The following is a 12,705-nucleotide window of genomic DNA, read 5'->3' as shown; positions in this document are numbered from 1 at the left end:
AGTTCCATCATCGCCAGAAGAAATTTGATTTATACGAAGGCTAAGAAATCTCTTGATTCTTTTGGAAAAAAGACGGCGCCGGAATGGAGGCCCACTTTGGCGTATTATGGTCCAGCTTGATAACAATCACCGTCATATCGTCCTCAATCAGACCCGACCTTGTCCGAATCACTTCTTCCATGATCAAGTCGGCGATTTCCTGAGGCTCCTCGGTTTTCAGAGATTTCAATTTACGCTTCATCCACAGATCATGATTTTCAACATGTCTAGGCCCTTCAAAGATTCCATCGCTCATCATGATCAAAAGGTCTCCCGCTTTTAATTGCTCGCTGACTACATCAACATCGAATTCTGTAATGATGCCGATCGGCAGATTGCTGGCCTGCACTTTGATAATTTGATCGCCTCTTTTAATAAAGCTCGGGGTAGAGCCGATTTTCAAAAACTTGCAGCTCGCATCCTGAAGATCGATGACCGATAAATCCAATGTCGAATATATTTCATCTGTCGTCCTTAATGAAAGAATGCTGTTGATCGTTTTAATCGCCACTTTTTCGTCGATGCCCGACTGAAGAATCTTTTCCAGCAGCTTGATCGTCTCATTGCTTTCAAAATGGGCCCTTGCGCCATTTCCCATACCATCGCTGATGGCGGCCGCATATTTGCCGGTGCCGAGCTCCATCATATTGTAGCTGTCGCCGGAGACAAGCCCTCCTCCTTTTGCTGCGTGCGCGGCTCCCGTCACCACCCTGTATGACTTCGCCGAACCGAAAGCAACATGACAATATCCATTCGGATGGCCGGCGCACTGTTCCGCTTTGACGATAATTTGTTCTTCCAAAATATCGGACAGCATCGGAGCGATGATTTTTTCACACTCCCCGTGGCCGTTGCAATATGGGATACTCATTTCGATATCGATATTTCCCTGCTCAAGACTGTAAATTTCGACTTGTTGAATTTCAATGCCGAAGTGCTGCAGCGCATCCCGAATTTGTTCTTCTTGAATAAAATGCTGCTCCCTCTCCCTTTTTATTTCCCGAGAAAAGTCCGCCATAACCTGAGAAACTCCGAGCAGCTGCTCTGCGACGAGACGCCTGCTGTCATGCACCTTTTGTTTTAATGTCTGGTTTGCCCTAAAATGAGACAGCTCGTCTTCCATCAGCGCTTCTACTTGCTTTGATTTGGAGCAGTGCTGATGAAACTCCTTTTTCAGCTTGCGGTTTTTAAAATATTGCTTTTCTTCTGTTTCCTGCATAACTCGTTTCATCAAGTCATATGTTTTATCAAAGTTCTGAACCCAGCACTTGTTTTTCTTATAACAGGACTGGCAGGAGTGTTCTGTCACCGTGCTCAAAAACAGATCGATCTCTTTTTCTTTTCCTTCATCATCTGGAACCGAATGATAAAAGGTAGCGAAGCTTTCGGATAATGCGTGAAAAACACTCGAAAACTGATCGACCTTCTGCGCGGTGACATCGCGGATTTTTCTTGCATATTGCTGCTGTTCCTGAGCGTGTTCAGTCGTTCCCGGTATATATTTAGCCACTTTTTTCGTAATCGACTGAGGGGTTAAAAGGAACAGGCCGATTGCAATCAGTGATTCATAAAGCGTCGGCACAAGTTCAGCTGAACCTTCTCCGTACAGAGAAATCAATAGTGATCCGATCAATAAGCCGACCGCTGCACCGAACTTTTTTCCTTCTTTTAACAGACCGCCGAGAAGGCCTGAAAAAGCCAGCAGGCTCATCTGATATAAATTGCCGATATTTGAAAGACTGAGGATCAGCCCGGTCACAACTCCGACTGTACAGCCGATGCTTGCGCCCCCGATGAACGCGAAAGCGAGCACAACATAACGGGCCAATATCAGTTCAGCCTGCATGCCTTGAAAAGAAACGCCTGTCAAACCTGTGAGAACAGAAGCGATTAAAATCATAAAACAAATGATCTCTTCAATTTTCAGCGACTGTTTCGCCCGCTTTGAGGTGACAATCGGCAGGCTTTGCAAAAAAATCAGTGTGAGGATAAACGATAACCCAGCTTCAACAAAAGCCATAATATAGTGATAACCCGAAACCGTTCCGTATTCGGCATATACGAATCCGCATCTTGTCACAGCCATCGCTAAAAAGACGACGACAGGCAGCGTTCTGACGCGGTCTTTTATAATAAGAGACGTCATTTTGGAACATATCGCAAATGCAAACAGAGCCGCAAGCACGAACAGCGAATGCTGAGGCGATATGCTCAGAGCCCCGGCAAGAAGCGCCAGGCATGCAAGAAAAGCTTTATCTTTTTTAATTAAAAGCATCGCTCCGAAAAATGGAAGAGCAAAGGGAATGACCTCTGACAGAATGAAGGCTCGTCCCAATAAAAAACCGATGATCATATAGATCAGCCCTTTATAAAAAAAGAGGGAATATAAATGCTGCATCACAAGCTTCGTCATGCTGCCAAACCATGAATACAATTTTTGAACAGCAGGTCCAGCTATTGGGCTGTTCACTCTTCTTTCCGCTTTTTCCATGCTCTCATCTCCCACTCGTTTATTCGTTGCTTGCCATTATAGCGAAAGATGAAATAGGATTTTGTCAAAAGAAGGTAATGAATTCAAAGAACTCTTCGACGCTTTTTGTAGCATGCTTCAATCACTCTTGATAAGTCGAGTCCATTCCCGTTATTTTGCGTATTTTTATGCAGCAAAAAAACCGGCTTCAGAAGAAGCCGGTTTCCGGAATGACCCGTACGGGATTCGAACCCGTGTTACCGCCGTGAAAGGGCGGTGTCTTAACCACTTGACCAACGGGCCTTCATATAAGTAGCGGCGGAGGGAATCGAACCCCCGACCTCACGGGTATGAACCGTACGCTCTAGCCAGCTGAGCTACACCGCCATGTTGTTGATTTCTTTTAACGCACAAGTTCTATAATACAAAGGATTGTCCTATCCGTCAATAGAAATTTTAATAAAAATTTTATAAGAAAATAAAAAGGCATCCGTTGGGATAAGACGAATGCCTTTCGTATATATAGAAAGCAGCAAGTTAACCTCTTCTTGCTCCGCGCCCTCCACGTTTTGATTCCGTGTTGCGTTTTAGAGACGATAAGCGATCTTCACTGTCTTTTAAAAACTTATTCATTTTCTGTTCAAACGTTTCTTTAGAGCGGAAATCATTTTTAGGTCTCGCAGGTCTTGATGATTGAGGACGGTCTACAGCCTTTTTGATCGACAAGCCGATTTTCCCATCTTTCTCAACATTGATGACTTTAACTTCTACTTGATCACCAACCTTCAGATGATCATTAATGTCCTTCACGTAGTTATCGGCTACTTCGCTGATATGAACAAGACCTGTTGATCCTCCAGGCAGTTCAACAAACGCTCCGAAATTTGTAATACCTGTTACTTTCCCTTGCAACTTGCTGCCAACTTCAATCGACATAAAAAAAGTGCTCCTCCTTAGACTTAAAAAAGATCATTTGTTTAATTATACATAAAGAAAAAATTAAGTGTCAACAAGGCTACTTGCTCTTATCTTCAAACTTGAAGATGATTTCGCCATCTTTTGAGAGGTAATAATCCTTTCTGGCAAGCTCTGCAACGTAGTCCTCATCCTTTAATTTCACAATCTCATCTTTCAAATCCGATTTTTTTGCTTCCAGTTGTTCCAATTGTTTCAAAAGCTCTGCTTTCTTCTCTTGCTTCGCGCTGATATCCGAAGTCTGCGACCAAAGCGAACTGACAATCACAATCGCCGACAGCAGCACAACGGCGCCGAAAACCATCAACCGTCTGTATAGACCGCGTCTTTTTCTTTTCAGCTGCTGCTGTTTTCGCTCCATCTGCTCTTTGTATTCGTTCTGTATTTGCGATATGTTGCGTCTCGTGGGATCATTCATTCCAGACGGCCTCCCCTCATTTTTTTATAAGTTTTGCCTTAATGGTTATGAATAGTTTCTTCCCCTTTTCGAAAAATCCTGCTCCTTTTTGCAAAAAGCGTCTCAACAATCCCCGAACCGGGGCGGGAAGAAGCCTGCAGCATTGATATAGTATAAAATAAATCGGATATCCTGCAAATTTTAATATCTTATATAAACATACCGCAAAAAAACGAAAAAGAACATAGATATTTCTCATTGTAAAGAGAATGATGGCTAAAATAGCTTGAAACGTCCATACAACAGGCCGAAACACCATCATCTGCATCATCTTTGAGACCAGCCTGGAGATGAATATGAAAAAGGAAATCATCCATTCCAAAAGCTTGATATAGATCTGCTTAAAAAGGCTTTGATAAGCGGCAAATCCAAGCATGACCGCCAGAAAGATATAAATTCGGAATTCCCCTTCATTCACGCTCAGCAAAACATAGAAAAAAAGGAGACCTTGTACCACCCAAAACAAAAAATCATGGAGAAACAACAGCCACCTTGCTGTTTTCGAGCGGACGACAAAACGGGTGTAGGTGTCAAGAGAAGCGCCAAGCCATGCCCCCATTCCGGCCATGGCCAGCATCGTATAGAACTGAGTGGTCAGCGTCATTTAAACAACTTGCTAAAAAATCCTTTAGCTTTCTCCCCCTGCTGCTCATCCAAATAGACGAGATCAAGCACTCTTCCCTTGATGGAGACAACGCCTTTTTCCACATCGAGATTCTTCATCTGCAGGTTTTCGCCTCTGACCGCCAGCATGCCCATGACCGTCTCAAGTAAAAATTCCTCATTGTCAAAGCTCTCGACCTGTTTGACACCGGATATATCCAGCAGCTTGCGGCCCTTCATCGTCACATTATGTTCAGGACCAGATGCCCCGCTGGAAGGGTTGTGCTGATCATAATATACATTCATCGATTCATCCCCCATATCCTCATACTAAGATTCGATACTGCATTGTATGAGACGGGGGATTTTTTTAGAACAAGCCTATTCTCCTCCCAGCTTCTCTTCTTTGAGAACGGTATACATATCAGCGGCTTCTTCTTTTTTTGTCGTATCCTTCAATTCATTGACTTTGACGGTTACAAGCTTTTGGCCGAAACGCACCGCAAGCTCGTCTCCCGCTTTGACAACAGAGCTTGCTTTCGCCTGCTGGCCATTGATCGAAATTCTTCCCTGGTCAGCCACTTCTTTTGCAAGCGTCCGTCTTTTAATCAGCCTTGATACTTTGAGAAATTTGTCGAGTCTCATCACTTGTCAGCTCCTTTCAATGTCTTTCGCTTCATTCCACAATTCGTCCATTTCTTCAAGCGTCATACTTTCCAGATCCTTGCCCATGCGCTTTGCAGATTGTTCAATATGCCTGAACCTTCTGTAAAACTTGGCATTTGTCATCGCAAGGGCCTCTTCCGGTTCAATTTTATAAAACCGGCCGATGTTGACGAGAGCGAATAAAAGGTCGCCGAACTCTTCTTTCATTTTTTTGCTGGTCTGTTCGGCTTCGGAAATTTCTGAAGAAAATTCTTTCATTTCCTCGTGGACTTTATCCCAAATATCCTGGACATTCGACCAGTCGAATCCGGTCTTTGCCGCCTTTTTCTGAAGCTTGTTCGCTTTTGACAAAGCGGGAAGCGGCTTTGGAATGTCGTCGAGGAGGGATGGATCGTCCGCTTGTTTCTCCTGCTTCTTGATCTCTTCCCAGTTTACCATGACGTCGGCCTCATCACGAACAGATACTTCTCCGAAGACATGCGGATGCCTTCTGATCATTTTTGCGGTGATGCCGCGAATCACATCGTCAATTGCAAAAAGACCGTCATCCTCGCCGATCTGCGCATGCAGCAGAACTTGGAGCATCACATCGCCGAGCTCCTCAACAAGGTGGTCGGGATCTTCTTCATCAATCGCCTCGAGCACCTCATAGCATTCTTCAATTAAGTATTTTTTGAGCGATTCATGGGTTTGTTTCCGATCCCACGGGCAGCCGTCCGGTCCGCGCAGCTTCCTGATGACGCTGCGGAACATCGAAAATTCCTGGTACAGAACCTCCTCGTCTTTGACCGGCGGAACGTAGACGCTCGTTAAATTATTGATGCCGACACTTCTGTCTAATTCGTAAAGAGGCACTGTCCGAATGTCTTGCATGCTGCTTCCTGCCGCTGTGACAATGACGACTTCATAGTCATTAGGAAGCTTTTCCATCAACGTCAGTTTGACCTCTGATGCCGTCATTTGATCATATACCTGGCAAATAATCAAATGATGACGGAGCTCGACTTCGTCAGCGGAAAACCGGACGGCGTCGACAAACTGAAACCCGTCAATCGGATCGATCTGCAAAGCATTTAACGTCGCATCAATAAAGCTGTGACCTCCCTCGACAACGACGTCGGCCTGATGAGCGCCCCGCCTCTCAAGCAAAAGCTGGACCGTTTTTTCAGCGACGAACGGATGTCCCGGAACGGCATAGAGCACATCGCGCTGCTTCGCCTCCTCAAACAGCCTATCTACGATCTCCTCGTAAACATCTTCGAATTGATCATGCTTTTCATAGACCTCATCAAAAAAATGAATCTCCGCTATTTCTTTTTTCAGGTCCTCTATTAATGGATGGTCTTTCGTCCTGACAAAAAGAACCTCCGCTTGTGTAAGCCGTTTATAAACACCGAGGGTTAATTGATTCATATCGCCTGCCCCCAGGCCGACTACCGTGATTTTACCGGCCATGCCTGCCGCCCCTTTCTCGTTTTAATGTCAGGAGCTTGCTGCCAAAAGGTACAAGCTCAAGTTCTTTTTCTGAAAACACTCGTAATGTGAAGATACCGGACAAAAAGACAACGCCGCCGACGAAAACGGCGCTAAGGCTTTCCGCCGCCGCGATCCATCTGTTTTCGTGAGGTATGGCCGCTTCAAAAGCAAAAAGCCACACCGCCAGAGCGGCCGACATGATCACAGCCGACAGCAAAACACCCGCTATCCTGTATTCCGGCAGCTTGATCCAGCCTTTCCTTTTCAGCTGAAAAAAATTGAGCCCAGCGACAGCGGCGAATGACATCATAGTCGCAAAAGCGGCGCCGGAAATGCCGAAACCGGGGATCAGGAGCTCGTTCAATACGGCTTTCACAAAAAAGCCGCAGCAGACGGAAACAGCTGGTAGACATGTATTGCCGAGTCCTTGCAAAACAGCAGTCATCGTGATCGCCAACGATGCAAACAGAATCGACACGCTGAAAATTTGAAGCGCAGCCGTTCCATCGCTGTTCTTAAACAGCATGACATTCACCGGCTCCAAAATGCATATCAGACCGGCGGCTGCTCCAGTCCCGATGACGAAGCTCATTTTTAGCGAATACCGGATCTTTTCCTCCAGAACCGCCGTTTCTCCCTTTTTCTTCGCTTTTGTAAGGGACGGGACAAGAGCTGTCGCAATGCTCGCAGCAAAAACGGTTCCAAGCTGCAAAAGCGGCTGTCCCCTGTCATACACCCCTTTTGTATGTTTCGCCTGAAGTTCGTCCATTCCTTGTCCGGCCAGCAATGAATACAAGTTCAATGCGTCGACAAGCTGGATGAGAATCAGCATGAGGCCGGCGGTGCAAATCGTAACCGAGTACAGACACAGCTGTTTCAAAATATCGCCTGTACCGGCCTCTATCCCGGCGGCAGCGGGATGCTTTTCACGCTTGGCCCAAAACACGGCGAGAATGAAAAACGCCGCAAGGCCGCCGACAAGGGAGCCAAAAGCAGCCCCTGCCCCGGCGTCATATAAGGAAAAGCCGTTTTTGACGAGCCACCACGTCAAAATGAGGATCGCCCCGACCCGGAGTGTCTGTTCTCCAATTTGAGAAAGTGCCGTCGGAAGCATCCGTTCGCCTCCTTGAAAATAGCCTCTCAGCGAAGACACAAACGGCAGCAGCAAATAAGAAAACGACACGGTGCGGATCACCCCGGTAAGGTCGGGATCACCCATAAACCCTGCGATGGCTTCGGCTCCGGCAAACAAGAGAAGAAAAAAGCCAAGGCCCACAGCCGACAAAAAAAGCATAGACACCCGGAGAATTATTGCCCGGTTTGCCGTCCCGTAATCATTCAACAACTTTGAAATGATGACCGGGAACCCGGAGGTGGCAAGCATCACAGATATTCCGATCATCGGATACACCTGCTGAAAAATATAAAAACCGACATCTCCAACTATATTTTGAAAAGGCACTCTATATACAGCGCTTAATATCTTTGATAATATCCCCGCCAATGATAATACAAAGGCACCTTGCCAAATCCACTGTCTTTGACCTTTTACAAACCCCATTCCTTTAAGCTCCTTCCAATGCGCTTTCTCTCAGCTTTCTAAAAAGCGCACGAAACGTGCTTATTATACCATATTCAGGGCTCATACCCCGCCTGCAACTGTGAACTAAAAAAGAACAGCCCAAAAGGTGCTGTTCCAACTGCTGATGCTGATTCAAGCTGAGAAAAACGCTTTCGGCATTCCAGCTCATTCGTTCGAGCAGGAATGTCAAAATAAAAGGAATGAGACCTATTGTTCCATTTGACGGGCCAAAAAACTTGCGGCGGTTTCAACCGCTTTATGTTCCACTTCGCCGATTGACTGATCTTTCGAAAAAATGACAACCGCTCCGATCGGATCGCCGTTTGCAACAATCGGACCGACGGTATAAGAAGCAACCTCTTCGTCAATACCATCAATAAGCTGAATTGTCTTCGCGTCTCCTTCCAAAACAGAATTGCGCTGATCCATCGCCTTTTCGACCATGTCGCTGATCGATTTGTTTAAATAGTCTTTTTTAGACCCCCCGGATACTGCGATATACACATCCCGGTCGCAAATCAGCACGGAATGGCCCATGCTGTCATAAAGCGCATCAGCATACTCCTTTGCAAAGTCGCCGAGCTCGCTGATCGGAGAATATTTTTTTAAAATAACCTCCCCATCCCGGTCCACAAATATTTCCAAAGGGTCTCCTTCACGAATGCGCAAAGTTCTGCGGATTTCCTTCGGGATCACGACCCGGCCTAAATCATCAATTCGACGTACGATACCAGTTGCTTTCATCTCTGCTGCCTCTCTTTCATTTGATGATATATCTGGTGGATATAAACAGAGCTGTGTACTTATGTAACACTCTCCACTCTTGATTGGTTTTAGTATCCTTCACATCAAATGTAATATACGCGAGAAACAACAAATTTTTATGATGAAGCGATCGTTTGCTTTTTAACGTTTTGAAGGCCTTTCAATATTTCGAGAAGCGTTTCCAGCCACTCTTCCGGTTTTCGGTTTTTCACTTGAATCGAAATTTTCAATTTCTTTCCTTCCATCCCGAGGCCAATCTGTCTGCCGTACTTGCTGCCGAGTTCAAACAGTTTTTGGCCGTCAATTTCGGCACTAGCTTTTTCGTCAATCGTCAGTCTGACGGCGTCTTTATCCTGTTTGATCAGCTCGACGCGTTCTGTGATGGCATATACCTTCGCCTCTGCGATGGCGAATAAATATTCGACTTCTTTCGGGTATTCGCCGAAGCGATCGATCATCTCATCTTGAAGCTCGCTCTTTTCTTCAATGGTTGAAATCGCTCTGAACCGTTTATACATATCTATTTTTTGCTTGCCGTCTGTCACATAAGTCTGCGGAATATATGCGTCAAGCTCCAAATCGATTTCCGGCTCAAATTTTTCAGCTTGCGGTACATCTCCCTTGCGAGCTTCTATTGCTTCCTTGAGCATTTGCGAATATAAATCAAAACCGACGGAATCAATGAACCCGTGCTGCTGCGCACCTAAAAGGTTTCCGGCGCCGCGGATCGTCAAATCGCGCATTGCGATTTTAAATCCTGACCCGAGTTCTGTAAATTCTTTAATCGCCTGAAGCCTTTTTTCGGCCACTTCCGTAAGGACTTTGTCCTTCCGGTACGTAAAGTAAGCGTAAGCTACACGGTTTGAGCGGCCGACTCGGCCCCTCAGCTGGTACAGCTGGGAAAGCCCCATCTTATCTGCGTCAAATACGATCAGGGTATTGACGTTTGGAATATCAACGCCCGTTTCAATAATCGTTGTGCTGACGAGCACATCCGATTCTCCCTCTAAGAAATTCAGCATGACCGATTCGAGTTCGTTTTCTGTCATCTTTCCATGGGCATACGTCACCTTGGCATCAGGCACAAGCATTGAGATTTCTTCCGCTTTTCTTTCAATATCCTCCACCCGGTTGTACAAGAAGTAAACCTGACCGCCTCTGGCCAGCTCGCGTTCTATCGCTTCTCTGACCAGAGCTCCGTTGTATTCGACAACGTACGTCTGTACCGGGAAGCGGTTTTCCGGAGGTGTTTCAATGACTGACAAATCTCTGACACCGAGCATGGACATATGAAGGGTTCGAGGTATCGGAGTTGCCGTTAACGTCAAAACGTCGACATTCGCTTTAATGCGTTTAATTTTTTCCTTGTGCGTGACACCGAACCTTTGTTCTTCATCGATGATAAGCAGTCCAAGATCTTTGTACACGACATCCTTGGACAACAGCCTGTGAGTGCCGATTACGATGTCAATCGTTCCGTTTTTTAAGCCTTTGATCGTTTCATTTGCTTCTTTTCTCGTCCGGAACCGGCTGAGCAAACCGATATTAATCGGGTAGTCCTGGAAGCGTTCCAATATCGTTTCATAGTGCTGCTGTGCGAGGATCGTAGTCGGCACAAGAATCGCAACCTGTTTTCCGTCTGCAATCGCTTTAAAGGCGGCACGGATCGCCACTTCGGTTTTGCCGTAGCCCACATCGCCGCAAAGGAGCCGATCCATCGGTCTTTCTTTTTCCATGTCTCTTTTAATCTCATGGATCGATCTCAGCTGATCCTCTGTCTCCTGATAAGGAAATGCGGCTTCAAACTCACGCTGCATTTCATGGTCTGGAGAAAACGCGTAACCTTTGCTTGCTTCCCTTTCGGCATAAAGCTTGATCAAGTCATCGGCGATATCCTGGACAGAGCTTTCAACCTTTTTCTTAACCCGTTTCCATTCGCTTCCCCCGAGTTTATAAAGCTTCGGCTCTTTGCCTTCGGAGCCGACGTATTTTTGCACCTGATCAATTTGGTCAACCGGTACGTAAAGCTTGTCGCTTCCCTGGTAGTGAATATTCAGGTAATCCTTATGAATGCCGTTGATCTCCAGCGTTTCAATCCCTAAATACTTTCCGATACCGTGGTTCACATGGACGACATAATCGCCAATCTGAAGCTCCGAGTAGCTTTTGATCCGTTCGGCATTGGTCAGTTTTTGTTTGCGCGCCTGCTTTTTGACACGCTTTTTAAACAGCTCTTCCTCGGTAATGACGGCCAGCTTGATCATCGGAAGTTCAAAGCCGGATTGAAGGCCGCCTTCCATAATGTAAATCTGGCCTTGGGCAAGCGCTGCATCCTGGTCGGCCTGGGCGGCTTCGATATCATAATCGGACAATACAGACGCAAGTTTTTCGACGCGCTCTTTGCTGTCCCCTAGAAAAACCGTTGTATATTTCGATTTCTTAAACCGTTCAATCTCATTTTTGAGCACATGCATTTGTCCGTGAAAGCTCTGCATTTGCTTGCTTGAAACATTGACGATGTTTTGCGGACTGGTGTGCTGCACATGCCTTAAAAACAGCGAGTAATACAAAATCGGGCGGGACTGTTTTGAAATGAGGCTGTGAAAAGGAAATGACATTGCAGTATCATGAAGGATTTTCCCTTCTTCCAGCAGGCTCGTAATCCATTCTGCCTCTTCCTTTTGCAGCTGGTCTTCCATTTCATGAATACGGCTGATTTCATCTAGTATCAGCAAAGTATTTTTCGGGAAATAATCTAGTAAACTAGCAGGCCTTTCATAGAAATAAGAAAGGTATTTAACCATTTCCTGGCCGACATGCCCTTCCTTGAGGCGCTCTTTATCTTCCGCGATATTTTGGTCGAGAATTTCCTTTTGTTTATCAAGCTTCAGCTTTTTAAGACTGTTGGCAAGGCCTTTATCGATTTGTTCAAGCGCTCTTTGCCGATCTTCATCCCGCACGATCAGTTCCTTCGCAGGGCCGATCGTTACTTCATCGCGCGTTTCCAGTGAGCGCTGATCATCCGTATTGAATATACGAATCGAGTCAACTTCTGTATCAAATAATTCAATCCGGACAGGGTTTTCTTCGGTCAATGAATAGACATCGATAATACCCCCGCGAATGCTGAATTCGCCTGGAGCCGCCACCATATCCGTACGCTCATACCCCATTTGAACAAGCTTCTGAAGCAGCTGTTCCGGGTCGATGTCGCGCCCCGTCTCAATGCGAATCTGACTGTTTTGCCATACTTCGACAGGGGGCAGCATTCTTCTGACGGCTGCTGCCGGAGCAATAACGATAGGCGTTTCACCGCTTGCAAGCCGATTTAAGACGTCAAGCCTTTGCGAGCGAAGCTCAGGGCTTGCCACCGCAATTTCAGAAGAAATCAATTCGTTGACAGGATATAAAAGGACAGGCTGATCTTTTATCAGCCCTGTCAAGTCATCTGTAATTTTTTGAGCCTGATAAAGGTTATGCGTAATTAAAAATACCGGCCGTCTCGTTTCTTTTGTAAGTGCGGCTGTAAATAACGACCGGGCAGATCCGGAGAGCCCCGCAAGCAGCTGTTCCTTCAGCCCTTCGTTCAAGCCGTTGACGATGGATTTAAAATCATCGCTTTTTGTGATATAGGATTGAATATTGTTCAAATGAGCCCCTCCTCTCTTCCTC

Annotated in this window: 10 protein-coding genes and 2 tRNA genes; all 12 read right to left on the bottom strand. The window is 46.0% G+C overall.

Annotated features, from left to right (window positions below; translation table 11 throughout):
- Positions 1-40: 40 nt before the first annotated feature.
- Complete coding sequence (gene spoIIE, locus MHI30_RS00410) at positions 41-2,530, bottom strand: stage II sporulation protein E (RefSeq protein ID WP_075752612.1); 2,490 nt, start codon at positions 2,528-2,530, stop codon at positions 41-43.
- A 210-nt stretch (positions 2,531-2,740) separates the two neighbouring features.
- Positions 2,741-2,812: transfer RNA gene (locus tag MHI30_RS00405), tRNA-Glu, on the bottom strand.
- Between the two features lie 10 nt (positions 2,813-2,822).
- Positions 2,823-2,896: transfer RNA gene (locus tag MHI30_RS00400), tRNA-Met, on the bottom strand.
- A 150-nt stretch (positions 2,897-3,046) separates the two neighbouring features.
- Complete coding sequence (locus tag MHI30_RS00395; protein WP_003178226.1) at positions 3,047-3,445, bottom strand: S1 domain-containing RNA-binding protein; 399 nt, start codon at positions 3,443-3,445, stop codon at positions 3,047-3,049.
- Positions 3,446-3,524: 79 nt separating this feature from the next.
- Positions 3,525-3,902, bottom strand: coding sequence for a septum formation initiator family protein (locus tag MHI30_RS00390; protein ID WP_003178224.1), 378 nt, complete (start codon positions 3,900-3,902; stop codon positions 3,525-3,527).
- A gap of 16 nt (positions 3,903-3,918) precedes the next feature.
- Complete coding sequence (gene yabQ / locus MHI30_RS00385) at positions 3,919-4,545, bottom strand: spore cortex biosynthesis protein YabQ (RefSeq protein WP_075752610.1); 627 nt, start codon at positions 4,543-4,545, stop codon at positions 3,919-3,921.
- Positions 4,542-4,850, bottom strand: a complete 309-nt coding sequence (gene yabP, locus MHI30_RS00380) for a sporulation protein YabP (RefSeq protein ID WP_075752608.1) — start codon at positions 4,848-4,850, stop codon at positions 4,542-4,544. Before yabP ends, yabQ begins: the two co-directional genes overlap by 4 nt.
- Positions 4,851-4,925: 75 nt before the next feature.
- A complete protein-coding gene (locus MHI30_RS00375) occupies positions 4,926-5,189 on the bottom strand; it encodes an RNA-binding S4 domain-containing protein (RefSeq protein ID WP_003178218.1) in 264 nt (87 codons plus the stop codon).
- Positions 5,190-5,195: 6 nt separating this feature from the next.
- Positions 5,196-6,665: a nucleoside triphosphate pyrophosphohydrolase gene (mazG, locus tag MHI30_RS00370; protein ID WP_075752606.1), complete on the bottom strand. Its 1,470-nt coding sequence runs from the start codon at positions 6,663-6,665 to the stop codon at positions 5,196-5,198.
- Complete coding sequence (locus MHI30_RS00365; RefSeq protein ID WP_075752603.1) at positions 6,655-8,247, bottom strand: polysaccharide biosynthesis protein; 1,593 nt, start codon at positions 8,245-8,247, stop codon at positions 6,655-6,657. Before MHI30_RS00365 ends, mazG begins: the two co-directional genes overlap by 11 nt.
- A 228-nt stretch (positions 8,248-8,475) precedes the next feature.
- Positions 8,476-9,012: a stage V sporulation protein T gene (spoVT, locus tag MHI30_RS00360; protein ID WP_075752601.1), complete on the bottom strand. Its 537-nt coding sequence runs from the start codon at positions 9,010-9,012 to the stop codon at positions 8,476-8,478.
- Positions 9,013-9,149: 137 nt separating this feature from the next.
- A complete protein-coding gene (gene mfd, locus MHI30_RS00355) occupies positions 9,150-12,683 on the bottom strand; it encodes a transcription-repair coupling factor (RefSeq protein WP_075752599.1) in 3,534 nt (1,177 codons plus the stop codon).
- Positions 12,684-12,705 lie beyond the last annotated feature (22 nt).

The sequence above is a fragment of the Bacillus sp. FSL L8-0528 genome (assembly GCF_038593085.1).
Taxonomy (GTDB): domain Bacteria; phylum Bacillota; class Bacilli; order Bacillales; family Bacillaceae; genus Bacillus; species Bacillus paralicheniformis.
This window is presented reverse-complemented; position numbering and strand designations above follow the sequence as displayed.